General features: G+C 71.0%; 25 protein-coding genes. 8 read left to right on the forward strand and 17 right to left on the reverse strand.

Going from position 1 to position 26,344, the window contains the following annotated elements; translation table 11 throughout:
• The first annotated feature begins 74 nt into the window (after window positions 1-74).
• Entirely contained in the window at window positions 75-2,672 is a 2,598-nt protein-coding gene (locus ACFY16_RS09295; protein WP_390646481.1) for a DUF6185 family protein, read from the forward strand.
• 47 nt (window positions 2,673-2,719) lie between these two features.
• Here ACFY16_RS09295 and ACFY16_RS09300 read toward each other — a convergent pair whose 3' ends face one another.
• The 5 genes from ACFY16_RS09300 to sigE all read right to left on the reverse strand — a co-directional run bounded on the left by ACFY16_RS09300 (window position 2,720) and on the right by sigE (window position 8,103).
• Complete coding sequence (locus ACFY16_RS09300; protein ID WP_390646482.1) at window positions 2,720-3,376, reverse strand: hypothetical protein; 657 nt, start codon at window positions 3,374-3,376, stop codon at window positions 2,720-2,722.
• A 247-nt stretch (window positions 3,377-3,623) separates the two neighbouring features.
• Window positions 3,624-4,052 carry a sec-independent translocase gene (locus ACFY16_RS09305; protein ID WP_390646483.1) on the reverse strand — a complete coding sequence of 143 codons (429 nt, stop codon included), beginning with the start codon at window positions 4,050-4,052 and terminating at the stop codon, window positions 3,624-3,626.
• 261 nt (window positions 4,053-4,313) lie between these two features.
• Window positions 4,314-6,248, reverse strand: a complete 1,935-nt coding sequence (locus tag ACFY16_RS09310; RefSeq protein WP_390646484.1) for a trypsin-like peptidase domain-containing protein — start codon at window positions 6,246-6,248, stop codon at window positions 4,314-4,316.
• 158 nt (window positions 6,249-6,406) lie between these two features.
• Window positions 6,407-7,405 carry an anti-sigma factor family protein gene (locus ACFY16_RS09315; protein WP_390646485.1) on the reverse strand — a complete coding sequence of 333 codons (999 nt, stop codon included), beginning with the start codon at window positions 7,403-7,405 and terminating at the stop codon, window positions 6,407-6,409.
• Window positions 7,402-8,103: an RNA polymerase sigma factor SigE gene (gene sigE / locus ACFY16_RS09320; RefSeq protein WP_390646697.1), complete on the reverse strand. Its 702-nt coding sequence runs from the start codon at window positions 8,101-8,103 to the stop codon at window positions 7,402-7,404. Before sigE ends, ACFY16_RS09315 begins: the two co-directional genes overlap by 4 nt.
• A 180-nt stretch (window positions 8,104-8,283) precedes the next feature.
• On the opposite strand from sigE, the gene ACFY16_RS09325 reads away from it, so the two are divergent.
• Complete coding sequence (locus ACFY16_RS09325) at window positions 8,284-9,036, forward strand: O-methyltransferase (protein ID WP_390646698.1); 753 nt, start codon at window positions 8,284-8,286, stop codon at window positions 9,034-9,036.
• Window positions 9,037-9,146: 110 nt separating this feature from the next.
• On the opposite strand, the gene ACFY16_RS09330 is transcribed toward ACFY16_RS09325, so the two are convergent.
• Complete coding sequence (locus tag ACFY16_RS09330; RefSeq protein WP_003966491.1) at window positions 9,147-9,314, reverse strand: DUF3117 domain-containing protein; 168 nt, start codon at window positions 9,312-9,314, stop codon at window positions 9,147-9,149.
• Between the two features lie 381 nt (window positions 9,315-9,695).
• Between ACFY16_RS09330 and ACFY16_RS09335 the strand changes: the two genes are divergently transcribed.
• Window positions 9,696-10,499, forward strand: coding sequence for an enoyl-CoA hydratase/isomerase family protein (locus tag ACFY16_RS09335; RefSeq protein WP_390646486.1), 804 nt, complete (start codon window positions 9,696-9,698; stop codon window positions 10,497-10,499).
• 73 nt (window positions 10,500-10,572) lie between these two features.
• On the opposite strand, the gene ACFY16_RS09340 is transcribed toward ACFY16_RS09335, so the two are convergent.
• Both ACFY16_RS09340 and ACFY16_RS09345 read right to left on the reverse strand, forming a co-directional pair.
• A complete protein-coding gene (locus ACFY16_RS09340) occupies window positions 10,573-11,157 on the reverse strand; it encodes a DNA-3-methyladenine glycosylase I (RefSeq protein WP_390646487.1) in 585 nt (194 codons plus the stop codon).
• The gene (locus ACFY16_RS09345; protein WP_390646699.1) at window positions 11,154-11,501 is read right to left on the reverse strand and encodes a DivIVA domain-containing protein; all 348 of its coding nucleotides are present in this window, start codon (window positions 11,499-11,501) and stop codon (window positions 11,154-11,156) included. The genes ACFY16_RS09340 and ACFY16_RS09345 overlap by 4 nt, the downstream gene beginning before the upstream one ends.
• 142 nt (window positions 11,502-11,643) lie before the next feature.
• On the opposite strand from ACFY16_RS09345, the gene folP reads away from it, so the two are divergent.
• Window positions 11,644-12,504, forward strand: a complete 861-nt coding sequence (gene folP, locus ACFY16_RS09350; RefSeq protein ID WP_390646488.1) for a dihydropteroate synthase — start codon at window positions 11,644-11,646, stop codon at window positions 12,502-12,504.
• Between the two features lie 61 nt (window positions 12,505-12,565).
• Here the strand turns inward: folP and ACFY16_RS09355 are convergent, their stop codons facing one another.
• Window positions 12,566-13,324, reverse strand: coding sequence for a TIGR00730 family Rossman fold protein (locus ACFY16_RS09355; RefSeq protein WP_390646489.1), 759 nt, complete (start codon window positions 13,322-13,324; stop codon window positions 12,566-12,568).
• A 109-nt stretch (window positions 13,325-13,433) separates the two neighbouring features.
• Window positions 13,434-14,516, reverse strand: a complete 1,083-nt coding sequence (gene dapE / locus ACFY16_RS09360; RefSeq protein WP_390646490.1) for a succinyl-diaminopimelate desuccinylase — start codon at window positions 14,514-14,516, stop codon at window positions 13,434-13,436.
• A 94-nt stretch (window positions 14,517-14,610) separates the two neighbouring features.
• On the opposite strand from dapE, the gene ACFY16_RS09365 reads away from it, so the two are divergent.
• Both ACFY16_RS09365 and ACFY16_RS09370 read left to right on the forward strand, forming a co-directional pair.
• Window positions 14,611-15,612: a heavy metal transporter gene (locus ACFY16_RS09365; protein ID WP_390646491.1), complete on the forward strand. Its 1,002-nt coding sequence runs from the start codon at window positions 14,611-14,613 to the stop codon at window positions 15,610-15,612.
• A gap of 316 nt (window positions 15,613-15,928) precedes the next feature.
• Window positions 15,929-16,378, forward strand: a complete 450-nt coding sequence (locus ACFY16_RS09370) for an ATP-binding protein (protein ID WP_390646492.1) — start codon at window positions 15,929-15,931, stop codon at window positions 16,376-16,378.
• A 75-nt stretch (window positions 16,379-16,453) separates the two neighbouring features.
• On the opposite strand, the gene ACFY16_RS09375 is transcribed toward ACFY16_RS09370, so the two are convergent.
• Both ACFY16_RS09375 and fdxA read right to left on the reverse strand, forming a co-directional pair.
• Entirely contained in the window at window positions 16,454-17,551 is a 1,098-nt protein-coding gene (locus ACFY16_RS09375) for a bifunctional succinyldiaminopimelate transaminase/glutamate-prephenate aminotransferase (RefSeq protein WP_390646493.1), read from the reverse strand.
• 115 nt (window positions 17,552-17,666) lie between these two features.
• Window positions 17,667-17,987, reverse strand: a complete 321-nt coding sequence (gene fdxA / locus ACFY16_RS09380) for a ferredoxin (RefSeq protein ID WP_130443832.1) — start codon at window positions 17,985-17,987, stop codon at window positions 17,667-17,669.
• A gap of 142 nt (window positions 17,988-18,129) precedes the next feature.
• Here fdxA and ACFY16_RS09385 point away from each other — a divergent pair, with 142 nt between their 5' ends.
• Together ACFY16_RS09385 and ACFY16_RS09390 are read left to right on the forward strand one after the other, a co-directional pair.
• Entirely contained in the window at window positions 18,130-19,158 is a 1,029-nt protein-coding gene (locus tag ACFY16_RS09385) for a GNAT family N-acetyltransferase (protein ID WP_390646700.1), read from the forward strand.
• Window positions 19,159-19,175: 17 nt separating this feature from the next.
• Complete coding sequence (locus ACFY16_RS09390; protein WP_390646494.1) at window positions 19,176-20,027, forward strand: tetratricopeptide repeat protein; 852 nt, start codon at window positions 19,176-19,178, stop codon at window positions 20,025-20,027.
• A gap of 100 nt (window positions 20,028-20,127) precedes the next feature.
• On the opposite strand, the gene ACFY16_RS09395 is transcribed toward ACFY16_RS09390, so the two are convergent.
• The 5 genes from ACFY16_RS09395 to ACFY16_RS09415 form a co-directional block, all read right to left on the reverse strand.
• Entirely contained in the window at window positions 20,128-20,742 is a 615-nt protein-coding gene (locus tag ACFY16_RS09395; RefSeq protein ID WP_390646495.1) for a response regulator transcription factor, read from the reverse strand.
• Entirely contained in the window at window positions 20,739-21,899 is a 1,161-nt protein-coding gene (locus ACFY16_RS09400) for a sensor histidine kinase (RefSeq protein ID WP_390646496.1), read from the reverse strand. The genes ACFY16_RS09395 and ACFY16_RS09400 overlap by 4 nt, the downstream gene beginning before the upstream one ends.
• A complete protein-coding gene (locus ACFY16_RS09405; protein WP_390646497.1) occupies window positions 21,896-22,654 on the reverse strand; it encodes an ABC transporter permease in 759 nt (252 codons plus the stop codon). Before ACFY16_RS09405 ends, ACFY16_RS09400 begins: the two co-directional genes overlap by 4 nt.
• Window positions 22,648-23,604: an ABC transporter ATP-binding protein gene (locus ACFY16_RS09410; protein ID WP_390646498.1), complete on the reverse strand. Its 957-nt coding sequence runs from the start codon at window positions 23,602-23,604 to the stop codon at window positions 22,648-22,650. Before ACFY16_RS09410 ends, ACFY16_RS09405 begins: the two co-directional genes overlap by 7 nt.
• A 184-nt stretch (window positions 23,605-23,788) precedes the next feature.
• Window positions 23,789-26,212: a hypothetical protein gene (locus ACFY16_RS09415; RefSeq protein ID WP_390646499.1), complete on the reverse strand. Its 2,424-nt coding sequence runs from the start codon at window positions 26,210-26,212 to the stop codon at window positions 23,789-23,791.
• Window positions 26,213-26,344 lie beyond the last annotated feature (132 nt).

A 26,344-nucleotide genomic window follows, 5' to 3' on the forward strand; every position in this document is an offset into this window, starting at 1 on the left:
ACCTCCTGCCGTGTGTCTCGGTGTGGCCCATAGAACGCACGTCTAAATTATCCGGGCAGGAGGTGTCGGGGGCTATGACGAGGATGCGGTGGTGGCGACTTCTGCCGCTGGCGGTCATCGCGGTGATGTGGTGGGGATGCTCCCCTGCGGAGGCGCGGCAGGATAATCGTGACGTCTGCTTGACGGATCAACTTAATACCAGAGATGTTGACGCCACGATCCGGTTCGATCCACACGGCAAAAATTATATCAAGGTCTATTCGAGCATGACTGTCACGGTACCCGTGAAGGAATGGCCGCTGGCAAAGCATCTGACATTCAGTGAGGAATCCGCGGAATATCGGACGGCGATGCGCTGCCTGCTACGGGGACAGGACAATTCCCGTCGCCCCAACGAATGGCGCACCCACAACCCGGTGGTAACCTCCGAAAATGGCACGGTTACAGTGCGGTACGATTCCTTCGCCTGGATCAAGGATTACAGCACCTTTCAACTCGGTCCTTGGAGGATCGCCAGGACCGAGGGAGAAAGATGGAAGGTTTCCCTCCAGTCGCCGACATTGCAAACAATCCCCTGGAGGCACGTCGAGGCCAAGCTGGGCGGTCTGAATTTCAATGATCGCTACGGGAAGGCATCCTCTTCCGACGAGAACGGCCTGAAATGGAACAACCAGCTTCCCGGACGCATCATGGTCGAAGTCGAGCTACCGTGGCAACGGTCCTGGATCCTGAGCTACGACCAGTCGTTCTGGGGTTCGGTGGGTATTGCCGCGTGGTGGGTGTGCGGCTCGATCGTGATCGTACTGGCCGCGCTCCGTACCCAACGGTCCTATGCATCGCCCGCGTTCGGGACGTTGGCACCCAGATGGCGGGTCGGCAAGATCTCCGGCAGGCGCGGCGAAAGCCCCGCGCAGCCAGTTCTGCTCTGGGCCCTGCTCAGCGGTGCAGTCGCCCTGATACTGATCCTGATCACCTCGCAGCCGCCCGTCAAAACCCGATGGCGCACGCTCATCTGTATTGCCGCCGGCCTGGCCCTGATTTTCGCCGCCCGCCCTTGGAGCCGCAGCCTGTCAACCGCGGCCCCGAGCGCCCTGGCCGACGAGTCCGACGTCCCGGAAGGCCGTCGGCGCCGACAGGCTCGAGCCGTCATCGGATGTGCCTCGACGGTGGCGGCAGTCGGCATGCTGGTGGTGCTGGCCCCTGAACTCTTCGGCCTGTCGCCGTCGCCGACCCTGGAGTCGACCGGCCCGCCGACCGTCTTCGGCAAGGTCGGATATGTGCTCATGGGCCTGGCGACGGTGTGGTTGTGGCTGGCGGCGATGGCCGCATGGGCGTGGCGCTTCGCAGGCGAGGGAGGACTGGTCCGCACTCGCTGGACCGTCAGGTGGGGCCGCGCGCCGCTGCGCTGCGTCGTGGGCGTCTCGGTCCTGCTGGGGGTGATCGCCGGGGGCCTGCTCGCGTGTCTCTGGTGGGTGAGCGAAAACCAATGGGAACGGGTCACCTGGCTCACCGACCAAAAAGGTCCCGCCGCGCATGGGGTATACGTCAGCAATTATCTGGCGAATTTTTCGTATACCATCCTCACCTGGGTTTTCTCCTACAGCTGGGTTTTGACGGGTATCGCGCTCTTCGCCCTGCTGAACTTTCGCACCAAGGCACAACGGGTTCAGGCCGGCCCTAAAGTGGTATTCTCCTTGGGGCCGGAAAGGCCCGACCTTCTGTTGATCGTCGCCGTATTCACCTTCACCGTGGGGTTGAGGGGCGCCACGATCACGGGCACCAACGCGCAGTACAGCGTCTGGCTCTGGCTGAACATCGGCTCACTGTTCATGGTTCTCGCCTCGGGGCGGCGATGGTCGGTATTCAGCCAGATGGGACTTTGCTTCTACGTGCGGAGGCTGGGAACCAGTAAGCGCCGACGCGAGCTGATGACAAAAGCCCACGAGTACCGCAATCTGAACCACCAACTACGCCTGTTGGACCAAGGGCGCGCCGGCGGAATGACACGCGAGCAATTGGAGGATCAGCTGCACAGACAGCGTCGGTGGCTGGTCGCCGGATGCGACACGAAAAATCCACCCTCGCAGATTTCCGTACTGGACATCGCCCTGGCTTGGGGACCGGAGGACCATTGGTGGTCCAATGCACTGCACGCCGCACGTCTGGCATTCTGCTTCGGAATTCCCGCCAGCGGCGTCCTGCTGTTTCTGGAAATGATGGGCGACTGGAATGTCATGCGGCTCACCAATGAGCCCACTCGGATTCCCAGTGTCGTCGCGATCTTCTTTTCCTATCAGGTGGCGTGGACCGGTGCGGGCTTCGTCCTGGGCGCGCTGTGGCGCCTGCTGCCCGGCCGCCGCGGCCCCCTGCGCGCGTGGAGCCTGACCTTCGCCTACGCCGTGCCCGCCTGCCTGACTGCTTTGATCATCGAGTTCACAGACGCGGATTTAGGTCTGCTGCTCTTCTATTCGATGCTCATGCTCACCATCCTGACACTCACCAGTATCTGGATGGATACGGCGACGTTCAGGCAGGAGCGGCAGTACTGGCCCAGCCGTTTCGCCTTGCTGCAGTCGATCTACCAACTGGGCGGCTTCTCCGGGCAGATCACCTGGCTTCTCGCCCAGGTTGTGGCCGCCGTAGGAATTTGGCGCGCATTCGTCAAACACTAGAGGGACCGGACCGCCGCATTACCGCGGCGGCCCCCCGGACGCCGTGTTCAGGCGTAGGCGGAAATGTCCTTGATCATGGCGAAGCCAAGGCCATACGCACTCATGCCCCTCCCGTACGCCCCCACGTGCACCCCTTCCTGCGTGGAACCCGCGAGCACCCAGCCGTACTCGGACTCCCGGTAGTGGAAGGGCACGGGCGCGCCGTCCACGGGCAGGGAGAGCGTGGACCAGTCGGGACCGCCGAGGTCGTCAGCCAGCACCCACGCCGTCTCCGTCTGCTGCTCCAGCCAGGAGTCGCGCAGGCTGTGGTCCATGTGGCCGGGCCAGGTGAAGGACAGCAGGCCCACTCCTGCGAGCCAGGCCGCCGAGGACACCGAGGTGGCCTCCAGCAGGCCGGTGCCGTCCGCACTGCGCCGCACCGGGTTGGCGGCGACGGTGACCACGACCGCGAAGCGCTCCTTGTCCTCGGTCGCCTCGTTGCGTACGGAGGGCTCCTCACCGTGCCCGATCGACCCGTGTTCGACGGCGCCGTCGGCCGCCGTACCGACCTGCATCAGCCAACGCGACCCCGTGAAGGCCTCGTCGAGGCCGTACCAGGGGAAGGGCGCCAGCAGGTAGCCGTCGACCGTGCGCCGGGCCGAGGTGGGCTGCTGTCCGCCCTCCGCGGCCGGCGCCTGCGCGACTGCCCCACGTGTCGTCTCCATGTGCCCGGACGCCTCCTCGCTCTCGTCGGATCCGGTCAGCCCGCCCCCCTTCGGGCGTACTCGTCCGGTCCGCGCAACAACTCGGCAGCATATCCACCCCGCTCCGGGCAGCCGGGAAACCGCCCGGCGCGTGGGTCGTTCCGGCACCCGGTTCAGGCCTTGCGGAGCGGCGGCGGAATATGAAACGCGTCACACACGCCGGGGCGTGTGTGACGCGTCAGGGGCTCGACGGCAGGGGTACGGGCGCTCAGGTGGCGTCCGCGTCGAACGGCGGGCGCTCGTCGCGGCCGTCGGGCTTCTTCGTCATGTCGATGCGACCGCCCGAAGAGGTGGAGGGGGACGACGACTCGGTGTCGCGGCCGTGCACCGCGTCCGTGACCTCGGCCATCTCCTTCTTCAGGTCGAAGCCGTTGCGGATCTCCTTGAGCCCCAGCTCGTCGTTGTCCAGGTGCTTGCGGATGAACGTCTTGGGGTTGAGGTCCTCGAACTCGAAGTCCTTGAACTCGGGGCCCAGTTCCTGGCGGATGTCCTGCTTGGCGCTCTCCGAGAACTCACGGATCTTCCGGACCGTGCGCATCACGTCCTGGATGACCTTCGGAAGCTTGTCCGGACCGAAGACGAGCACGGCGAGGACAACGAGCGTGATCAGCTCGAGCGGTCCTATGTCATTGAACACCTGAAGCTCCTTGCGATGTCCTCGGTCCTCGGCCCTCGGTGGTCTGTGCGGTCTTCCGTGGTCCGGGCCGGGTCCACGGTACCCGGCCCACCTGTCCGACCGGTACCGTCCTGAGGCGTCCGAGTGCGTGTAGGCGACCGGTTTTTCGCGCTGTTTGCCTTGTCAGGCCCGGAATCGCGTCCTGCCCTATGAGGATTCTGTCAATCGCGGCCGGAGTCCGCTCCCCGGGCGATGTCATGGCCGATACTCCGTTCCTCGCTGTCAGTCGCCGTCCGCGGATCCGAGCACGAGCGTGACGTTCCGCTGCCGGCCGTCGTGTTCGACGGTCAGCTCCAGGCTGTCGCCGGGGCGGTGGGCGCGGGTCTTGACGATGAGTTCCTCGCCGGAGTGGACGGGCCGACCATCGACCTCGGTGATGACGTCGCCCGCCTTGAGCCCGGCCCGGTCGCCGGGGCCGCCGACGGTGACCGGGGAGCCGCCGTCGCCGCTCTTGGTGCCGACGCGGGCGCCGTCCCCCGTGTAGTCCATGTCGAGCGTGACGCCGATGACCGGGTGGGTCGCCCTGCCGGTGTTGATCAGCTCCTCGGCGACGCGCTTGCCCTGGTTGACGGGGATGGCGAAGCCGAGGCCGATGGAACCGGCCTGGCCGGTCTCGGAGTCCGAGCCGCTGTCGGCGGAGCGGATGGCGGAGTTGATGCCGATGACCCGGGCCTGGGAGTCGAGGAGGGGGCCGCCGGAGTTACCGGGGTTGATGGGCGCGTCGGTCTGCAGGGCGTCCACGTAGGAGACGTCGCTGCCGTCCGTCTCGCCGCCCGCCGTGATGGGCCGCTCCTTGGCGCTGATGATGCCGGAGGTGACCGTGCCCTCCAGGTCGAAGGGGGCGCCGATGGCGACGACGGGGTCGCCGACCCGCACGTTGTCGGAGTTGCCGAGCGGGACGGGCCTGAGCCCGCTCACGCCGGTCACCTTCACGACGGCGAGGTCGTAGCCGCTGTCGTGTCCGACGACCTCGGCCTTGGCGGTCTCGCCGCCGTTGAAGACCACGGTTATGTCGCCGTCCGCCCCGGCGGGCTCCACGACGTGGTTGTTGGTGAGGATGTGGCCCCGCGTGTCGAGCACGAAGCCGGTGCCGGTGCCCTGCTCCTCGGCCCCGGTGACGTGCAGGGTCACGACGCCGGGCAGAGCCCGCGCGGCGATCCCCGCCACGCTGTCCGGAGCCCGCCCGGTGTCCTCCTCACCGGCCTGCGGCAGCTCTACGGTCCCCAGCCCGCCGTTGCGCTCCAGATACGCCCCTACGACGCCACCGACGCCCCCGGCCACGAGGGCGAGCAGCACCGCACCGCCGACGAGCGCCCGCCTCACCCGGCTGCGGCGCTGCCGCTCGCTGGGCACAGCGGCCCCGTTCAGCTGGAGAGGGGCGGCGGTGGCGAGCGGGGCGGGGGCCCAGGGGTCGTAGCGCTGCCAGGGGTCGGTGGGGGGTGGGGTGTCCGGGAAGGGGGCCTGCGGGAGGGCAGGGGGCTGGGCAGGGGCAGCAACTGCGGCGGGGGCACCGTGCGGGGGCAACCCGTGTGCGGCGTACGGGCCGTGCGGCGCGGACGGAACGGGCTCGGCGTCCTGAGCAGCCGGGCCGGGCGGAACAGGGGCTCCCTCGGCGGCCGGAGCGTGCGGGGCGGACGCGCCCTGGGTGCTCGCGGCCGGCCCGGGCGCCGGAACCGTCGTGCCGTGCGTGGGCGTCGCGGAGGGGTGCTGGACCGGCGGGGCGGGCGCCCAGGGGCCCGGTTCGCCGTACGGCGGGGTGCTGTAGGGGTCGGGGTCGTGCAGGGGCTTGGGGCGGTCGGCGGAGGGAGGTGCGGGAAGCGGGGCGGGGACGGGGGCAGAAACGATCGCCACTGGCTCATCCGGCTCATGCGACTCATCCGGCTCGTCCGGATCGGCTGCGGCCCGGCCGCCCTCCGGGACAGCAGCCATCGGCTGCCCGAGGTCCGCCGCGGCCGGTGCCGCGACCGATGCCGTAGCCGGTGCCGGCTGTTCCAGCACGAAGTCCCCCTCGTGCGTGTCACCGTCCGCGATCACGGCGGGCCGTTCCAGCTCGAAGTCGCCTTCGTCGGTTTCCGGCGCAGCCGCCCGCTCCGCGGAGCCGTCGTGCGGTCGAGGCCGGCTCCACCACTTCGCCTTCGTGGGCTTCCCCTCGCTCATGTTCTCCCCACAGCCGCCGCGGCACGGCACGTCGGCGGCGGCCACGGCTCATCGAATCCCACCCCCGCGCCCGGCTGCGTGCCGTGGGCGCGGCCCACCCTGGATTCAACCAGGTTCGCGGGCCGCCGCGCAGCGGCCGGTGTCGGCGGGACGGCTGGTCAGCGGGACGACGGAGAGGAGGAAGGGGCCGAAGTCGGGTCGGGGGCCGGTGCGGCGAGCAGGCCGGGAGCGGTGACCTCCGGGGCCGAGGACCAGGCGGTCAGGGCGATCGGTGAGATGGCGGTGAGCGGGCGCACCAAGGGGGACATGGCTGCGGCACCGGCCATCACCGGTGTGGTGAGCGTGTGCACGATGTCCTGGGCCGTCCCGGGCGACGGCACCCCCGGCAGCAGCGGCGCGCTCGCCTCGGTCGGGGCGACCAGGCTCTCGCCGAGCGACCCCTGACGACCCTGCGCGATGAGCGGACCGAGCCCGCGGCGCCGCTGGCTCTCGGATGGGGCCGCGGCTCCCGTGCCCGGCGTACGCGCCGGCGTCACATTGCTGCCGCTGCCGGAGCCACCGCGGGCGTCAGCGGCCGTGTCGCCCGGCGTTCCGGCGGTCACCCCGCCGAGTGCGACCGCGGCCAGCGACACCGCCCCGGCGGCGACGAACGCGAACCGCAGCCCGCGCGAGGCGGGCCGCTCGGCGTCGCTCCGACCGACCGGATGAATGCGGAAGCCCTGGTCCGGGGAGGCGGGCGGCAGCACGGAACCGTGCTCGCCGGAGGGCACGTAGTCGAAGTCGAAAGGGTCGTCCCGCTTCACGCCGAAGACCCCGGGTCTCCCGCCGAAGCCCCCGGAGGCGCGTCCGGAGAATCCGCCGAATCCGCCCCCGCCGAACGGCGAGCCACCGCCGTCCGGGTCACCTCCCCCGGGAAGCCCCTGGAGTCGGGCCAGGAAACTCTCGGAGGGGGGTGGAGGAGCCACTTCCGCGAAGACGTTCTTCAGCCGACGCTGGGCGTCGACCTCCGTTTTGCACCTCGGACAGGTCGCCACGTGCGCCAGCACGCGCTCGCGCGCGTCATGACCGAGCTCTCCGTCCACCAGGGCGGAGAGACGGTCTCCCAGATGCTGCTCGGCCAGGAGCCCTTCGGCCGGATCGGGTCGTGATCCACTCACGCGGTCGCGCCCCCTCCCCCCAGAGCGGGCACACGGGCCGCGAAGGAGCGGCGCTCGGCGCGCGCCTCCGGCGAGCGGTGCGCGAGAGCCTTGCGCAGCTGGGAACGGCCCCGGTGGATCCGGGAGCGGACCGTGCCGAGCTTGACGCCCAGAGTCGCGGCGATCTCCTCGTACGACAGTCCTTCGATGTCGCACAGGACGACCGCGGCGCGGAACTCGGGCGCGAGGGTGTCGAGGGCCTGCTGGACGTCCGCGTCGAAGTGCGCGTCGTTGAAGACCTGCTGCGGGGACGGCTCGCGGCTGGGCAGCCGCTCCGCCGCGTCCTCACCGAGGGCGTCGAAACGGATGCGCTGCTTGCGGCGGACCATGTCCAGGAAGAGGTTCGTGGTGATGCGGTGCAGCCAGCCCTCGAACGTGCCCGGCGAGTACGTCGACAGGGAGCGGAAGACGCGGACGAAGACCTCCTGGGTGAGGTCCTCCGCGTCGTGCTGGTTGCCGGTGAGGCGATAGGCCAGCCGGTACACCCGGCCGCTGTGCATGCTGACGATCTCCTCCCACGTGGGCGGAGTCCACGCCTGCCCGTCCGCGTCGGTGGAGAAAGTCGCGGTCTGGGCCTGGTCAGCGGCGTGGCTGGGGTCAGCAGCGGTGTCGTTCACGGATTTCGGCCTGCCCGCCGACCCGAGGAAGCGCCTCAGCACTCCGCCCCGGTCCACAGGCGCAGCCGCACCTCCCCTATCGGCTCTGGTGGTGTCCAGTGGAGCCCCTACCATAGCCACCTCGCCCGTTAGCTCCGGATAAGCGGTTTTACGAGAATTTGATCTGTGCTGATACGGCTCATGCGGCTGCGTCAGCAGTTGCTCGTCGTCTCGTCCGTCGTCGTGATCCAACTGTGTCCCCCCGCTGTCTCTGCCACCCCTATAAACGCCCGGTCCCATCTGCGGGTTCCCGGCGGCAACGGATACAGTCACGCCCAGGCAACCACGGGACAGGAGAGGGCCATTACCGGCAACCGGCAGACGAGCTGGGCGTTCGCCGACGCCTATGTCGCCGAGGACGAAGCGCTGCGCTGGGCCCGCGACCGTGCCCGCGACGCGGGGCTGCGCTCGGTGTCGCCCGGCACGGGCGCCGCGCTGCGACTGCTGGCGGCCTCGGTCGACGCCAAGGCGGTCGCGGAGATCGGTACCGGGACCGGTGTGTCGGGCATCCACCTGCTGCACGGCATGCGCCCGGACGGCGTCCTGACCACCGTCGACCCGGAGCCGGAGCACCAGCAGTTCGCCCGGCAGGCCTTCCGCGCCTCGGGCTTCGCCAGCAACCGGGCCCGCTTCATCCCCGGCCGCGCGCTGGACGTCCTGCCCCGGCTGGCGGACGCCGGCTACGACCTCGTCTTCTGCGACGGCGACCGGCTGGAGTTCCTCGACTATCTCGCCGAATCGTTGCGCCTGCTACGCCCCGGGGGCCTGGTGGTCTTCGAGGGCGTCTTCGCCAACGGCCGCACGGTCGACTCCGGCCCGCAGCCGACCGAGGTCATACGGATCCGGGAGCTGCTGCGTGGGGTCCGCGAGAGCCAGGAACTGGTGCCGTCGCTGCTGCCGGTGGGCGATGGCCTGCTGTGCGCGGTCAAGCGCTGACGCACGGCCTCCAGCGGGCGGCGCGAAAACGCCGTACCCCCCGCAAAACAGTCACCCCGGCACCACGTAGGATGCCGGGGCGACTGAAAAGGGTATGGTCGCTTGCGCGCTCAGCCGACGACCTTCTTGAGGGCGTCGCCCAGTGCGTCAGCCTCGTCAGGGGTCAGCTCGACGACGAGTCGACCGCCGCCTTCGAGCGGAACGCGCATGACGATGCCCCGCCCCTCCTTGGTCACCTCGAGCGGGCCATCACCCGTTCGCGGCTTCATGGCCGCCATGCTCGTTCCCCTTCCTGAAACCAGCTCATCGTCAAAGCCGACGGCCCCTGGGAGGGCACGCACGATCCCTAGCGTGGGACCCGCGCCACCGGCATCGAACACATTGCTTCCAGGCCATTATCCCGCATCTCAGGACCCGATGACCAACATCAGTCGGCATCGCTTGGGCAACGCGCGCGAGCAAAACCACTCAATTCGGCGATGTGACTGCGATACTGCGCCGCCGCACGGACGTCCACGGACCAGAAACCCGCCGGAATTCTTTGACGCAGGTCACACGTAGGGTCAGGTCCGTGGGCGGTGATCTCCGCCATGCTGTCCTTCGGACACCGGACGTACCGACCGGTACGTCCCCCGCTACGACACCGGAGGCGTTCCGCCATGGCCGACACCGTGCTCTACGAGGTGAGCGACGGACTCGCGACGATCACCCTGAACCGCCCCGAGGCGATGAACGCGCTGAACATCTCGACCAAGGTCGCCCTCCGCGACGCGGTCGAGGCGGCGGCCGCCGACGGCGCGGTGCGGGCCGTGCTGCTGACCGCGGCCGGTGACCGGGCGTTCTGCGTGGGGCAGGACCTCAAGGAGCACATCGGGCTGCTGGCCGCCGACCGGGAGACCGGGTCGGGGCAGACCATGAGCACGGTCAAGGAGCACTACAACCCGATCGTGCGAGCGCTGGCCGGGGCGCCGAAGCCAGTGGTCGCCGCGGTGAACGGGGTCGCGGCCGGAGCCGGCTTCGGTTTCGCACTGGCCGCGGACTACCGGATCGTGGCGGACACGGCCGCCTTCAACACCTCCTTCGCGGGTGTCGCCCTGACGGCGGACTCGGGGATCTCCTGGACCCTGCCGCGGGTCGTCGGCCCCGGTCGCGCCGCCGACCTGCTGCTCTTCCCGCGCAGCATCAAGGCGCAGGAGGCGTACGAACTGGGGATCGCCAACCGGGTCGTACCGGCGGACGAGCTGCGCGGCGAGGCCGAGAAGGTCGCGCGGACGCTGGCCGAGGGGCCGACGGTGGCCTACGCGGCACTCAAGGAGGCCGTCTTCTACGGGCTCTCCCACTCGCTGGCCGAGACCCTGGAGAAGGAGGACGAGCTCCAGGCGCGGGCCGGGGCCTCGGAGGACCACTCGATCGCGGTCCAGGCGTTCGTCAACAAGGAGAAGCCGAAGTACTTGGGCCGCTGAGTTTCGGGTGCGGGTGAGTGGGGCTGGTCGGGCCCACACGGCGGAGCCGCGGCTCGACACAGCCCCGCGCCCCTCAGGGGGTACGGCGTGCGCAGGTTTCCAGGTGGTCGTTGACCAGGCCGCACGCCTGCATCAACGCGTACGCCGTCGTGGGGCCCACGAATCTCAGGCCGCGCTTCTTCAGGGCCTTCGACAGGGCCGTGGACTCGTCGGTGACCGCGGGGACGTCCGAGAGGGTCTTCGGCACCTGGCGGGTCGCCGCGTCCGGGGCATGGGACCAGATCAGCTCGTCCAGCTCACCCGGGGCCCACTCGGCCAGCACGCGCGCGTTGGCGAGCGTGGCGTCGATCTTGGCACGGTTGCGGATGATGCCGGCGTCGGCGAGGAGGCGCTCGCGGTCGGCGTCGGTGAAGGCGGCGACCTTGGCGATCACGAAGCCGTCGAAGGCGGTACGGAAGCCCGGGCGGCGGCGCAGGATCGTGATCCAGGACAGGCCGGACTGGAAGGCCTCCAGGCTGAGCCGTTCGAACAGCGCGTCGTCGCCGTGGACCGGGTGGCCCCACTCCTCGTCGTGGTACGTCACATAGTCCGGCGTGGACAGGGCCCAGGGGCAGCGCAGGGCGCCGTCCGGGCCGGCCACGGCCGCTCCGTCGCTCACCGGTGGTCCTCCTCGGCGGGCTTGTCCATGGAGACACGGGACGCGGCCCGGGCGCCCGCCAGCGCGGACTCCAGGTCGGCGATACGGGCGTCCCGCTCGGCGAGCTCGGCGCCGAGGCGGTTCAGCGCGTCGTCCACGTCCGCCATGCGGTAGCCGCGGGGGGCGAGCGGGAAGCGCAGACTGTCGATGTCGGCGCGGCTGACCGGGCGCTCCGGGGGAAGCGGGTCGTGCAGTCGCTCGGGTGCCGCCTCCGGCAGTGGGCCGGTGCCCTCGCCGCCGCCCACCACGGCGAGTGTCACCGCGGCGACCACCACGGCGAGCGCGATGACCAGGAACAAGAACATAACCATCGCTGGGTCCCCACGCTCGGTGTGCTCGATGCTGAAAGTGTCAGGGTCCGATCGTGCCATGCGAGTCTGACAGTTAGGGTCGCAGGCGGCCGAGGAACCGGCCGTACCCAGGGCGTACTAGGAGAGGTCACAGGGGATGCTCAGGCTGGGCAGGCGTGAATTCGACGCGCACGAGCCGGTGATCATGGCGATCGTGAACCGGACCCCGGACTCCTTCTACGACCGGGGGGCGACCTTCCGGGACGAGCCCGCCCTCGCGCGCGTGGAGCACGCCGTGGCGGAGGGGGCCGCGATCATCGACATCGGCGGGGTGAAGGCCGGGCCGGGGGAAGAGGTGACGGCCGAGGAGGAGGCGCGGCGGACCGTCGGCTTCGTCGCGGAGGTACGGCGGCGCTTCCCGGACGTCGTCATCAGCGTGGACACCTGGCGGGCCGAGGTCGGGGAGGCGGTCTGCGAGGCCGGTGCCGATCTGCTGAACGACGCGTGGGGTGGGGTGGACCCCGGGCTGGCGGAGGTCGCCGCGCGGTACGGCGTGGGGCTGGTGTGCACGCATGCGGGGGGTAGCGAGCCGCGGACCCGGCCGCACCGGGTGACGTACGACGACGTCATGGCCGACATCCTGCGGGTGACGGTGGGGCTGGCCGAGCGGGCGGTGGCGCTGGGGGTGCCGAGGGAGTCCGTGCTGATCGATCCCGGGCACGACTTCGGGAAGAACACCCGGCACAGTCTCGAGGCGACGCGGCGGCTCGGGGAGATGGTCGAGACGGGGTGGCCGGTACTGGTGTCACTGTCCAACAAGGACTTCGTCGGGGAGACGCTGGACAAGCCCGTGAAGGAACGGGTGCTGGGCACGTTGGCGACCACGGCGGTGTCGGCGTGGCTGGGGGCGCAGGTCTACCGGGTGCATGAGGTGGCGGAGACGCGGCAGGTGCTGGACATGGTGGCGTCGATCGCGGGTCACCGCCCGCCTGCGGTGGCGCGACGAGGACTGGCGTAGCTTTCCGCGGCCGTACCAGGGGGCTGCGCCCCTGGTACGGCCCGCCTGTTCCAGCCCTGTTCTAGCGGCCCGCCTCCTTCGACACCAACCCCACCGCCTCGTCCACGTCGTCCGTGACGTGGAACAGGGTGAGGTCCTTCTCCAATGCCTTGCCCTGGGCGATCAGGGTGTGCTTGAGCCAGTCGACCAGGCCGCCCCAGTACGCGCTGCCGAAGAGGACGATGGGGAAGCGGGTGACCTTCTGGGTCTGGACGAGGGTCAGTGCCTCGAAGAGTTCGTCCAGGGTGCCGAGGCCGCCGGGCAGGACGACGAAGCCCTGCGCGTACTTCACGAACATCATCTTGCGGACGAAGAAGTAGCGGAAGTTCAGGCCGATGTCGACGTAGGGGTTGAGTCCCTGCTCGAAGGGGAGCTCGATGCCGAGGCCGACCGAGATGCCACCCGCCTCGCAGGCGCCCTTGTTCGCCGCCTCCATGGCGCCGGGGCCGCCGCCGGTGATGACGGCGAAGCCCGCTTCCACCAGGCCGCGGCCCAGCCGGACGCCCGCGTCGTACTCCGGCGTGTCCACCGGTGTGCGCGCCGAGCCGAACACGCTGATCGCGGGCGGGAGTTCGGCGAGCGTGCCGAAGCCCTCGATGAACTCCGACTGGATGCGCAGGACCCGCCAGGGGTCGGTGTGGACCCAGTCGGTGGGGGCGCGCTCGTCCAGCAGCCGCTGATCCGTCGTGCTTGCCTGGACCTGACCGCGTCTACGGAGGACGGGCCCCAGGCGCTGCTCGTCCGGCGGCACCTTCTTGCCCTCGGGGTTGCCAGTAGGCATGTGCGCTCCCTCCACTTGCGGGCTTTCCACCTCAGCGTAGATCTACGCGGGTTACGGACGGGGGACGCCCGCATGTCCTGCGCGAAGCGGTCAGCCCGCCGGCCGGCCGTCAGCCGGTCGTCAGCCAGACGCGCAGGCGCTCCTCGCCCGCCAGGATCTTCCGGGTTTCCACCCGTTCGTCCCGCTTGTGCGCCAAGTGCGGGTTCCCGGGGCCGTAGTTGACCGCCGGGATGCCCAGTGCCGAGAAGCGGGAGACGTCCGTCCACCCGTACTTGGGCTGCGGGGTGCCGCCCACCGCCTCGATGAAGGCCGCCGCCGCCGGGTGGGACAGGCCGGGCAGGGCGGCGCCGCTGTGGTCGTCGATCACGAACTCCGCGACCCCGCAGTCCGCGAAGACCTCGCGGACGTGGGCGACGGCCTCCTCCTCGGTGCGGTCGGGCGCATAGCGGAAGTTGACCGTCACGACGCACTCGTCGGGGATGACGTTGCCGGCCACTCCGCCCGAGATGCCCACCGCGTTCAGACCCTCCCGGTACTCCAGGCCGTCGATCACCGGGTGGCGCGGCTCGTAGGAGGCGAGGCGGGCCAGGATCGGGGCGGCCGAGTGGATCGCGTTGGAGCCCATCCAGCCGCGCGCCGAGTGGGCGCGTTCGCCCGCCGTCTTCAGCAGCACGCGCAGGGTGCCCTGGCAGCCGCCCTCCACCTGGCCGTCGGACGGCTCCAGCAGCACCGCGAAGTCGCCCTCCAGCCACTCCGGATGGGCCTCGGCGACGTGCTTGAGGCCGTTGAGGTCGGCGGCTACCTCTTCGTTGTCGTAGAAGACGAAGGTCAGGTCGCGGTTCGGGGACGGGACCGTGGCGGCGATACGGAGCTGGACCGCGACGCCCGACTTCATGTCACAGGTGCCGCAGCCCCACAGCACACCCTCCTCGTCGAGGCGGGAGGGAACGTTCCCGGCGATGGGCACGGTGTCGATGTGGCCGGCCAGGATGACGCGTTCCGAACGACCCAGGTTCGTACGGGCGATCACGTTGTTGCCGTAGCGCTCCACCGTCAGATGCGGCAGGGCGCGCAGCGCGGCCTCGATCGCGTCCGCGAGGGGCTTCTCGGTGCCGCTCTCGGACGGGAAGTCGACCAGCCGCGCGGTGAGCTCGGCGGCGTTCAGCGTGAGGTCAAGAGGGGTGTCGGCCATGTCGTCGACCCTAGCGCGCCAGGCCGTCCACCGGCGTGCGCCCGGCGTCCGCACCCGGCGCGGCGGCCGCAGGAGCCTCCAGTACCTTGTACGGGTGCCAGAGCCGTCCCCCACCTCCACCAAGCGTCGCGGCCGCCTCTTCCGTTTCGGAGCGGCCTTCGTGGTCCTGTCCGCGGTCGCCGGTTATCTCGTGGTGCAGTACGTCACCGGCGGCACCGGCGATCCGGGGTGCAGAGTCGTCTCGGGCGACGGCGACGGGGCGGTCTACGAGTTCACGCCGGAGCAGGCGGTCAACGCGGCGACGATCTCGGCGGTCGGCACCGACCGCGGTCTGCCCGAGCGGGCCGTGACGATCGCGCTCGCGACCGCGCTCCAGGAGTCGGGGCTGCGCAACATCGAGCATGGCGACCGCGATTCGCTGGGCCTGTTCCAGCAGCGGCCGTCGCAGGGCTGGGGCACCGAGAAGCAGATCATGGACCCGACGTACGCGGCGGGCATCTTCTACGAGCACCTGGTCAAGGTGTCCGGCTACACGAAGCTCCCGCTCACCGTGGCCGCGCAACGCGTGCAGCGCAGCGGCTACCCGGAGGCGTACGCCAAGCACGAGCCGGACGCCGCGCTGCTCGCCGCGGCCCTCACCGGACGGGCGGTGGCCACGCTGACCTGCGAGGGCCGTCCCGCGGCCACCACGACCGCGGGGCCCGACGCGGTGCGCACCGCGCTCGTACGGGACTTCGGGCGTGACGCGTTGCAGGAGGCCGGCGCGGAGGTGAGCGGGAGCAACGGTGGCAGCGGCGCCAAGGCCGCGTCGACTCCGCCCGGCGTGACCGCCGAGTCCAGCGGGCGGACCGTGACGGTGCCCGTGCCGAGCGCTACCGGCGACTCCGCGGGGCGCAGCGCCGAGGAGCGCGGCTGGCAGCTCGCACACTGGGCGGTGGCCAACTCCTCCGCCCTGCACATCGCACGCGTCGCCTACGCCGGACGGCAGTGGACCGCCGGGAACACCGACAGTCAGTGGCGTACGGCCGGGGCGCGCAGCGACGGCGGGGCGGAGCGGGCGGCCGCCGACTCGGTCCGGATCATCACCGCTCAGTAGTACGGCACTTCACCCGGGCGGGTTACGTAAGGCCCCCATGGAGAGGGGGCGCGCAGGTTTTCGCGCCGTCACTCTCGTGACCGCCGAGCCCTTGCAAACAAAGAGCCGTAAGGATTCGGCGGGCTCTCGGAGCGGGCGCCCTTTGCCCGATTTTATCCGTAACCGATAATGCGACGCATTACCAATTCTTTACATTGGGCCGCCGCAACCTTCCCGGGCTTCGAGCGGTAGTCAGTGCGTCCGCGCCCGGACGATCAACTGTGGTCAAGTGCCGGGACGGGCGGACACTTCCATCGTCTCTCCTCAAAGGAGCATCATGTCCCTCCCTCTGACCCGCCGGATCGCCCGTGCCGCGCTGCTCGTCGCAGCGGGAGCGGCTGCCGGGGTCGGTGCGGCCGGCTCCGCGAGTGCGGCCGCCGAACTGCCGGCCACCCCGAACCTCGGCGGGCTGACCGCCGTGGACGGCGCGACCGTCGGCAACACCGTCGACGGCGCGGCGCAGCAGGCCACCGGGATCGCGGGTGACGCCGGCGGCAAGGCCATCAAGACGGCGGTGCCGGCCGCGGGCAAGACTGGCGGCAAGGCCGTGAAGAAGGCGGCGCCGGCGGCGCAGAAGACCGCCGGTGAGGCGGCGGGGTCCGCGGGCGCCATCCTCGGGGACACGGCGTCGACGGCCACGAAGGGTGGGCTGCCGACGGGGTCCCTCACGAAGGGCGGGCTCCCGACGCAGTCCGTGCCGGTGAAGGGGCTGCCCCTGGGCGGCTGAGTCCCGGGTTCCACGGCGACGGGGTCCAGGTTTCCACCTGGACCCCGTCGCCGTGTGTCGCTTTGCGCGAAACGGCTACGCCGCCAGCCGCTCCACCGCTGCCCGTACCCGCTCGTCCGTCGCCGTCAGGGCCACGCGTACGAAGTTCTCGCCCGCCGTGCCGTAGAAGTCACCCGGGGCGACCAGGATGCCGCGGTCGGCCAGATGGGACACCGTGGTCCAGCAGGACTCGTCCCTGGTGGCCCAGAGGTAGAGGCTGGCCTCGCTGTGTTCGATGCGGAAGCCGTGCTTCAGGAGCGCCTCGCGCAGAAGCGCCCGCCGGGACGCGTACCGTTCGCGCTGCTCGCGGACGTGGGTGTCGTCGCCGAGGGCCGCCACCACCGCGGCCTGCGTCGGAGCGGACGTCATCATGCCGCCGTGCTTGCGGATCTCCAGGAGCGGGCCGAGGACCGCCGGGTCACCCGCCAGGAAGGCCGCGCGGTAGCCGGCGAGGTTGGAGCGCTTGGAGAGGGAGTGGACCGAGACGATGCCCTCGTAGGAGCCGCCGTTCACGTCCGGGTGCAGGACCGAGACCGGGTCGGCCTCCCAGCCCAGCTCGAGGTAGCACTCGTCGGAGAAGAGCAGGACGCCGTGCTCACGGGCCCAGGCGACGATCCGGGTCAGTTCCGCCTTGCTCAGCACCTTGCCCGTCGGGTTGGACGGCGAGTTGAGCCAGAGGAGCTTCAGGCCGGTCGGGTCGAGCACGGTCGGGTCGTCGTAGACCTCGTACTCCGCACGGGCGAGGCGGGCGCCCACCTCGTACGTGGGGTAGGCCAGACGCGGGTAGGCGACCCGGTCGCCGGGGCCGAGGCCCAGCTGGGTGGGGAGCCAGGCGACCAGTTCCTTGGAGCCGACGATCGGCAGGACGTGCCGGTGGGTGACCTCGCGGGCGCCCAGGCGGCGCTCCAGCCAGCCCGTGATCGCGTCGCGCAGCTCGGGGGTGCCCCAGACCGTCGGATAGCCCGGGGAGTCCGCCGCGTCGACCAGTGCCTTCTGGATCAGCTCGGGGACCGGGTCGACGGGGGTGCCGACGGACAGGTCGACGATGCCGTCCGGGTGCGCGGCAGCCGTTTTCTTGTACGGCTCCAGCTTGTCCCAGGGGAAGGTGGGCAGACGGTCGGAGACTGCGGACACGGAAATCTGGCTCACTTTCTTGAACGGCAAACGCCTCGGTCCCGTGCGGCGCGATCTGCGGCGATCAGGCCGTACGGGACCGAGGTGGCACGGTTTGCAGGCCGCTGGTGCGGCGTTATCCGGCCTGCGGCGGAAGCGCGGCGATGAAGGGGTGGTCGCGCTCGATCAGCCCCAGCTTGCTGGCACCGCCGGGAGAGCCGAGCTCGTCGAAGAACTCGACGTTCGCCTTGTAGTAGTCCTTCCACTCCTCCGGAGTGTCGTCCTCGTAGAAGATCGCCTCGACCGGGCAGACCGGCTCACAGGCACCACAGTCGACGCATTCGTCCGGGTGGATGTACAAGGACCGCTGGCCCTCGTAGATGCAGTCGACCGGGCACTCCTCGATGCACGCCTTGTCCTTGACGTCGACACAAGGCTGCGCGATGACGTAGGTCACGCTGTCGTTCCTCCTCGATACGGGCGCTGGCGGGCCTCCCACAGGCTCCGCCGCCTGGCGCGCGGGAGCGCGGCGTAATCGATGCCCGCCCCTAGTATCTCCGTTCTTGGGCATGATCCGAACAGGAGGGGTGGACCGACCCGTGGAAATATCGGCCGCTGGACGTCTCGAGGTCCGTATCACCGTCGCTGACGTGGGCAAACGCGTCTCTGTGCGGCGATTGAGCGACCCCGGAGACACCGAAGGGAAATTCACCGACACGGTCGGTGTTCTCACATCATGGGACGACGCTGTGCTCGTGATCACACAGAAGGACGGTGAGAGCGTCCGGATCGCGGAATCCTCGCTGGTCGCGGGGAAGGTGGTGCCCGCCGCGCCGGCCCGGCGGCGGGGGCCGGCCGCGTCCTACGAGGAGCTCGTCCACGTGGCCGCACGAGCGTGGCGGCCGGTGGAGAGCGCCCGTCTGGGCGAGTGGGAGCTGCGGGCCGCCTCCGGGTTCACCCGGAGGGCGAACTCGGTGCTGCCGCTCGGCGACCCGGGTCTCCCGCTCGACGAGGCGCTCACCGAGGTACGACGCTGGTACGGAGAGCGCGGCCTGCCCGCGTACGTCCAGACCGCGACCGGCGCCGAGGGCACCCAGGAGCTGCTCTGCGCGGAGCTGGAGCGGCGCGGGTGGGTGCGCGAGGTGACCGCCGAGCTGTGGATCGGGGCGCTCGCACCGGTCGCCGACCTGGGTGAGCCGTCCGGGGTCGTGCTGTCCCGGGAGGCCGGTGAGGCGTGGCTGGCGCGCTATCAGCGCAAGGGAGTGAGCGACGTGGCCCTGAAGGTGCTGGGGAGCGGGCCGTCGGTGTGGTTCGCGACCGTGCCCGGCGAGCGCGAGGGGGAGCCGCCCGCCGCGATCGGGCGGTGTGTCGTCGACGGGCGGTGGGCCGGGTTCGCCGCGGTCGAGGTGGATCCGGCGCAGCGGCGGCGCGGGCTGGCCACCGCCGTCATGGCCGCGCTGGCCCGGCAGGCCCTCGAGGAGGGCGCCTCGGCCGCCTGGCTCCAGGTCGAGACGGACAACGCGGGGGCTCGTACGCTGTACGCCCGGCTGGGCTTCGCCGCGCATCACGCGTACCACCACTACCGGGAACCGGCTGAACCCGGCAGCGGCCGGTACGGATCGCCGTGAGGGGGCACGAGCCTGCTATGCGTTCCTGCTTCCCGCCACCGCCCGAGCGCTCCGCCGAACTGCGGCTGCGGTTCGCCGAGGAGGCGCGCTGCGAGCGGCCCGATCTGTCCGAGCTGTGTCTGCTGGTGGGGGCGGCGGCCGACGGGGGGCTGGACGAGGCGGGCATGGACGCCGCGCAGATGGAGCTGGACCGGCTGGCGGGGCGGCTGCCCTTCCGGCCGGGCGGTCCGGCGGCCTGGGCGGAGGCGCTGCGTTCGGTGCTCGGGGAGCGCTGTGAGTTCCACGGCTCCCCGGCCGACTACCAGTGGCTGGAGTCGTCGTTGCTGCACCAGGTGCTGCGCCGGCGGCGCGGGCTGCCGATCCTGCTGTCGGTGGTGTGGATGGAGGTCGCCAGGCGGGCAGGGGGGCCGGTGTACGGGGTCGCGCTGCCGGGGCACTTCGTCGTCGGGTTCGGACCGGAGGAGGAGCAGGTGCTGGCCGATCCGTTCGACGGGGGGCGGGTGCTCAGCGGGTCCGACGCGGAGTTGCTGGTGGTCGGGGCGACGGGGGCGGCGCTGCATCCGTCGATGCTGGTTCCCGCGGATCCGCTGGAGGTGGTGCTGCGGATTCTGAACAACGTCCGGGCGTGGGCCTCGGCCCGGCCCGAGCGGTCGGATGTGGCGTTGTGGGCGGTGGAGTTGTCGCTGCTGTTGCCCTCGCATCCGGCTCGGCTGCGGTACGAGCGGGCGCAGATTCTTGTGCAGCGGGGGGACTTCGTGGGTGGGGCCGCGGAGTTGGAGACGTATGCGGAGTTGGTGGACGCGGTGGATTCGGCTGCGGCGGAGAGGGTGCGGGGGCAGGCGTCGGCGGCTCGGGCCAGGCTGAACTGAGCGGTGCCGCCGGCGGATCGGGTCGCTCACCCGCGCCGACGGGGTGCCGCCCGCGCCCACCCTCCCCCCAGCAGCACGACTGCCCGCAGGCCGGGCCTGCTTACAGCCAGCCCTTCTCCCGCGCGATCCGTACCGCCTCCGCCCTGTTCCGCACCGCCAGTTTCTGGATCGCCGTCGAGAGGTAGTTGCGGACCGTGCCCTGGGACAGGTGCAGGGTTTTCGCGAGTTCCGCGTTGGTGGAGCCGTCGGCCGCGGCGCGCAGGACCTCGCGTTCGCGGTCGGTGAGGGGGTTGGCGCCCTCGGCCAGGGCGGCGGCCGCGAGGGTGGGGTCGATGACCCGCTCGCCGGCCAGCACCTTGCGTACCGCTTCGGCGAGTTGGGCGGCGGGGGCGTCCTTGACCAGGAAGGCGTCGGCGCCGGATTCCATGGCGCTGCGGAGGTAGCCGGGGCGGCCGAAGGTGGTGAGGACGACCAGCTTCACCCCCGGCAGTTCCCGGTGGAGGAGGGCCGCCGCCTCGATGCCCGTCGCGCCCGGCATCTCGATGTCGAGAAGGGCCACGTCCACGTCGTGCTCGCGGGCGGCCGCCAGGACCTCGTCCCCGCGCGCCACCTGGACCACGACCTCGATGTCGTCCTCGAGGCCGAGCAGTGCGGCCAGTGCCTCGCGGACCATCGACTGGTCCTCGGCCAGGAGGACCTTGATCGTGTGGCTCATGCCCGGGATCCTACGTCCGCCGACGAGTCGGCCGGGACGCGGGCGACCAGTCGGAAACCGTGCTTGCGGCTGCCCGCCTCCAGGGTGCCGCCCGCCTTCTCCAGGCGCTCGGTCAGACCGTTCAGACCGTTGCCGGGGTCGTTGCCCGAGCCGCCCGAGCCGTCGTCCTCGACGGAGAGTTCGAGGACCGGGCCGTCGAGGGTCTGGCGGCGGAGCAGTTCCACCGTGCAGCGCCGGGCGCCGCTGTGCCGTACGACGTTGGTGACCGCCTCGCGCAGCGCCCAGGCGAGGGCGGACTCGCTCTCCTCGTGGATGCCGGCGAGGTCGGGGGCGGCGGGCACTTCGGCGGTGACGCCGGCCGCCCTCAGGGCGACCTGGGTGCCGGCGAGTTCGTCGGCGAGGCGGGCGCGTCGGTAGCCGGTGACGGCCTCGCGTACGTCGACCAGGGCCTGGCGGCTGACCTGTTCGATGTCGGCGACCTGCTGGGCCGCCTTGTCGGGGTGGTCGGGGAGCATACGGCCGGCCAGTTCGCTCTTCAGCGTGATCAGGGAGAGCGAGTGGCCGAGCAGATCGTGCAGGTCGCGGGCGAGACGCAGGCGCTCCTCGTTGGCGGCGAGCTGGGCGACCGTGGCTCGGGCTTCCCGCAACGCGATGGTCGTGCGTATCAGTTCGCGTACGCCGGTCATGGAGAACCCGCCGAGGAGCGCCGGGACGAGAAGTCCGGCCAGGAACTCCTTCCCGCCGGGCACGACCAGGGCGACCGCGGTCAGCAGTGCGGACACGGCCGGGATGCACCAGCGGGCGAACCGCAGCGGAAGCGCCGCGCCAGAAGCGATCGCCACGTAGACGAACAGCACGAGCCACTCCCGGCCCAGGGTGAGGGCCAGGACGGTCGACTGGGTGGCGAGAACCGCCAGGGAGCCGAGCACCGCGCCGTTCATCTCACCGCGTCCGGTGCGGAAGAGCAGGACGAAGTACCAGGCCACGAAGGCCACCAGACCCAGCGTGCCGAGGACGCGGACGCCCGCGCCATGCCCACCGTGCAGCAGGTCGTTGACGGGCGCGCTCAGATAGGCGAGCCAGACGCCCGACCACAGCGTCTTGATGACCTTCTGCCTGCGGTTCTGCGGGCGTTGCCCGATGCCGACGCTGTTCACGCCTTCAGCGTGTCCTTCCGGTACAGCCAGGCCGCGCCGCCGGCGAACAGGACGAAGAAGACGACGAGGATGCCGATGTCCTGGGCGTGCGGGGCCTGGCTCTGTTCGATCGCCTGTCCCAGGGCAGCGTACGCGTGCGTGGGCAGCCACTTGGCGATGTCCTGCAACCACTGCGGGAAGGTCGTCGACGGCATCCACAGGCCACCGAGCATCGACAGACCGAAGTAGGTGATCATCGTGATCGGGCGGACCGCGTCCCCGCTGGCGAGGTAGCCGATGGCGACGCCGAGGGCGGCGAAGACGAGGCTGCCGGCCCAGATCGCGCCGGTGAGGGCGAGCCACTGCCAGGCGTCCAGGCGTACGTCCTTCAGGGCCGCGGCGACGACGAAGACGATGACGATGGACGGCAGGCTCACCACGGCGGCGCTCGCCGTCTTGGCGAGGACGTAGCCGCGGCCCGGCAGGGTGGTCAGCCGCAGCTGCCGTACCCAGCCGCTCTCGCGCTCCTTCGCGATGCGCTCGCTGTTGCCCATCAGGACGGCGGTCAGGGCGCCGAAGGAGGCCATCGAGACCATCATGTAGGTCGGGACGGTCAGGCCCGTGCCGTCGACCTTGGTGGTGGCGTCTGCCTGGCCCGCGATGAGCAGGAACAGGACCGACGGGTAGATCACCGAGAAGAACAGGAACTTGCGGTTGCGCAGGGCGCGGGCGAGTTCGAGCTTGATGAGGGCCCGCGAAGCAAATGTATTCAGCACGACTGCTTGGCCTCCTCGGCCTCGGTGATGGCGACGAAGGCCTGCTCGAGCCCCAGCCCGGCGACTTCGAGGTTGCGGGGGTAGACGCCGAGGCCGTAGAGGGCGTGGACGGTGGCGTCGGCGTCGGTGGACTGGATGCGGATCGTGTGGCCGCTGCCCGCGGCGGAGCCGCTTTGGGACACGGTTATCGAGGTGAGGAAGGGCAGTTCCCGCAGCGGGGCCTCGTCGATGGGGCCGTCGACGAGGTCGAAGGAGATCCTGCGCGCTCCCGCCTTCGCCTTGATCTCGGCGGCGGTGCCGTCCGCGAGGAGCCGGCCCCGGTGCAGGACGAGGACGCGGTCGGCGATGGCGTCGGCCTCTTCGAGGTAGTGCGTGGCGAACAGGACCGTGCGGCCCTGGTCGGCCTGCTCGCGCATGGTGGCCCAGAAGGCCTGGCGGGCGGAGACGTCCATGCCGGTGGTCGGCTCGTCCAGGACGATCAGATTGCTGTCGCCGGCGGTGGCGAGGGCGAAGCGGACGCGCTGGGCCTGGCCGCCGGAGAGCTTGTTGACCTTGCGGTCGGCGATCTGCGAGATGCCCGCGCGGGCCAGCACGTCGCTCGCCCTGTACGACTTCGGGTGCAGATCGCAGGCGAGCTTGACCAGTTCACCTACCGTCACCTCGTCCATCAGCCCGCCGCTCTGCAGCATCGCGCCCACGTGTCCGGCGACGATGGCCTCGCGCGGGCTGGTGCCGAAGACGCGGACCGTGCCGCTGTCGGCGTGCTTGAGGCCGAGCAGCAGGTCCAGCGTGGTGGACTTGCCGGCCCCGTTGGGCCCGAGCAGGGCCACGGTCTCCCCCGGGTGCAGCCGGAGCGTGAGGCCGTCCACCGCCCGTACGGTTCCGTAGCTCTTGCTCACCTGATCGAACCCGACCACCTCGGTTGCGGTGGCCGTCACTGTCGTCGTCATGCACACCATCGTGGCGGTGGGGCCCCGGTGTCCGGCAGTGTCGGCGGTCCCGACTGCCGGATGACAGATGTCATGCGTACGGAGTGACAGGCGGACCGTCCCGTGGCCGGACACGACGAGGGGCACCCGGCGGTGATGTACCGGACCGGGTGCCCCTCGTGTGCCGTGGCGCCTGGGAGCTGTCCTAGCTGGGGTTCGTGTCGATGGTGGCGACGCGGTTGGTGGTGCTGGTCAGGGCCGGGCGCAGGGCGCTGATCACGTCCTGGACCGTGACGGCCGTCTTCTGACCGGTGCCCCGGGTGATGAGCACGCCGTCGAAGGTGTGGCCGTACAGCTCCTTGAGCGCGGCCTCGTTGTAGCTCTCGACGAGCTTGCCGTCGACGGCCTTCACCTCGAGGAACTTCCACAGGGAGTTCTGCGGGCTGAAGGCGATCGAGTGCGCGGCGTCCGTCTGGACGGTGACCTTTCCGGACATCGCCGGCTCGGCGAACTTCTTCATCATCCGGTCGACCTCGGCGTTCGAGACCGTCGGCTGCTTGGTGGCCGTCGGGACCTTCACGGTGGTGGCCGTGCCGGTCTCCACCTGGGTGCGGTAGGCCTGTTCGACCGCGGTCTTCGACTGGGTCACGTCGATGCCCTTGCCCGCCTTGCCGTACACGGCGACGGCCTTGCCGGACTGGAACTTGATCGTGCCGTCGCTCGCCGAGCCGGAGCCGCCCGCGGCGCTCTCCAGCGCGGCCTGGAGCTTCTCCTCGTCGACGGGCATGACCGGCTCGATGACGCGCTGTTGGCCGAAGAGCGAGCCGATCACGGAGACCGGGTTGTAGTCGCTCTGCGCGGCCGCGGCGACCGTGGCCTGCTCGTCGAACTGGAGCCCGGCCTGGTCCGGCTTGAGCGTGACGGTGTCGCCGTCGACCGACAGCTTCAACGGCTGCTCGACGCGCTTGCCGAAGGCGTCGTCGAGCTTCTTGACGGCCTCGTCGCGCGTGCCTCCGCCGATGTCGACGCCGAGCACGGTGGTGCCCTTGGGCACGTCGGAGTGGTTCATCAACAGGCCCGCACCGTAGGCGCCGGCCGCGACGACGACCACGAGGCCGCCGAGCAGGACCAGCTTGCTGCGGCCCTTCTTCTTCCGGGGCGCGGCCGCGGGCACGTTCTGCGCGACCGGCTCGGGCAGCTTCGGGGGCGTGTGCGGCAGCGGCCCGTCGGGGTGCGAGCCCGATCCGAACGGCGCGCCCTGGATGCCGGGGGGGACGACCGGGATGCCGCTGGTGACGGTGTGCCCGGAGACGTTGTCCATGCGGCCGCCGTAGCCGCCGGCGCCGGGTTCGGGGGCCGGCTTCTGCGGGGTGAGGATCGCGGTGTCGTCACTCAGACCGCCACCGCCGGCGCCACCGCCGACGCCTCCGCCGACGGGGCCACGGGCTGGGGCCGTGCCGGGACCACCGGGACCGCCAGGTCCACCGGAGCCACCAGGGCCGCGGCCATGCGGTCCGCCGGGCACGCCGGGACCACCGAATGCCTCGGGGCCGGCGAATGCCTCCGGGGCGCCAGGAGCACCGGGACCGCCAGGCGCACCGGAAGCGCCGGGAACACGACGAACACCGAGACCACCGGGATTACCAGGACCACCGGCGCCACCGGCGCCGCTCGGACCACCAGGGCCGCCGAACCCGTCCGGGCGACCGGAACCGCCGGGGCCACCCGGCCTCGCACCTGCCGGAGGTGCCAGCGGGCCGTCGCCGGTGACCGGGCCGCCGGTCGGGCCGGAGGGGCCCTGAGAGGCGCCCTGGCCACCGGGGCCGTTCGGCGGGCCGCCGTAGCCGCCCTGGCTGCCCTGACCGCCGGGGCCGTTCTGGCCGTTCTCCGCGAAGTACGGCAGGTCGTCGCGGCGCGGCTCGCCGGAGCCGGGGCGCGAGCCGTTGCCCAGCGGACCTGCCGCCAGCGCCTCGGTCACGTCGAAAGAACCGGTGCCGCCGCCGTGGCCGGGCGCGACGGGGCCACCGGTGGCACCCGGCAGTCCGGCGCCGTTCGTACCGCCGGGGCGGGAGCCGCCGGGGGCGCTCATGGAGCCGACCACCCCGCCGGGACGGCCACCGTTCGGCCGCGCACCCGCGGAAGCACCGGCAGCGGCACCCGCGCCGGCACCGGCGGCGCCCGCCGCCGAACCGCCGGGGACGCCCGCGCCGTTGGTGGAGCCGCTGCCCTGACCGCCCTTGCTCGTCCCGCCCTTGCGGGGGGCGAACCAGTCGCTCGGCTTGTCTCCGGCCGTGGCCGCGGCCTCGGCAGGCGGTTCCACGGTGCCGGCAGGCGCGGCGCCGGACGCCTGCGCGTCGGCGCCGGTGTCGTCGCTCGCGCCGCCCTCGGTGTCGCCGACGGGCGTGCGTACGACGACCGGCGGAATCGGCCGTGATCCAGGGATGTTGATCCGGATCCGGGTCGTCAGCGTGGTCTCGGTCTTGCGTTCCTCCGGCTGAGCGGCCGAACGGCCCGCGTCCGTACCGCCGTCGGAAACCATGGGGGTCCCGTACGGCGGCGTGCCCGAGGGGTATGCGGCTCCGCCGCGCCCGTCGGGCCCGGAGGACGGAGTGTCAGTTTCACGACTCAAGGCAGGTTCTCCCGGTTGGCTCCGCCGCCCGCACAACCTCACGGGCGGCTCGGCGGCGCGCACCACCATACTGGCCACTTCTGGCGTGTATCCCACGACCGTCGGGGAAACCCACACGGCACGTACACGCGC

The sequence above is a fragment of the Streptomyces sp. NPDC001315 genome, assembly GCF_042896175.1.
GTDB lineage: Bacteria > Actinomycetota > Actinomycetes > Streptomycetales > Streptomycetaceae > Streptomyces.

Bases quoted from the DNA above. Each gene is read 5' to 3' on its own strand.
- ACFY16_RS09295 (WP_390646481.1), top strand. From the start codon at position 75: ATGACGAGGATGCGGTGGTGGCGACTTCTGCCGCTGGCGGTCATCGCG.
- ACFY16_RS09300 (WP_390646482.1), bottom strand. From the start codon at position 3,376: ATGGAGACGACACGTGGGGCAGTCGCGCAGGCGCCGGCCGCGGAGGGC.
- ACFY16_RS09310 (WP_390646484.1), bottom strand. From the start codon at position 6,248: ATGAGCGAGGGGAAGCCCACGAAGGCGAAGTGGTGGAGCCGGCCTCGA.
- ACFY16_RS09330 (WP_003966491.1), bottom strand. From the start codon at position 9,314: ATGGCGGCCATGAAGCCGCGAACGGGTGATGGCCCGCTCGAGGTGACC.
- ACFY16_RS09335 (WP_390646486.1), top strand. From the start codon at position 9,696: ATGGCCGACACCGTGCTCTACGAGGTGAGCGACGGACTCGCGACGATC.
- ACFY16_RS09345 (WP_390646699.1), bottom strand. From the start codon at position 11,501: ATGTTCTTGTTCCTGGTCATCGCGCTCGCCGTGGTGGTCGCCGCGGTG.
- folP (WP_390646488.1), top strand. From the start codon at position 11,644: ATGCTCAGGCTGGGCAGGCGTGAATTCGACGCGCACGAGCCGGTGATC.
- ACFY16_RS09355 (WP_390646489.1), bottom strand. From the start codon at position 13,324: ATGCCTACTGGCAACCCCGAGGGCAAGAAGGTGCCGCCGGACGAGCAG.
- dapE (WP_390646490.1), bottom strand. From the start codon at position 14,516: ATGGCCGACACCCCTCTTGACCTCACGCTGAACGCCGCCGAGCTCACC.
- ACFY16_RS09370 (WP_390646492.1), top strand. From the start codon at position 15,929: ATGTCCCTCCCTCTGACCCGCCGGATCGCCCGTGCCGCGCTGCTCGTC.
- ACFY16_RS09390 (WP_390646494.1), top strand. From the start codon at position 19,176: ATGCGTTCCTGCTTCCCGCCACCGCCCGAGCGCTCCGCCGAACTGCGG.
- ACFY16_RS09395 (WP_390646495.1), bottom strand. From the start codon at position 20,742: ATGAGCCACACGATCAAGGTCCTCCTGGCCGAGGACCAGTCGATGGTC.
- ACFY16_RS09410 (WP_390646498.1), bottom strand. From the start codon at position 23,604: ATGACGACGACAGTGACGGCCACCGCAACCGAGGTGGTCGGGTTCGAT.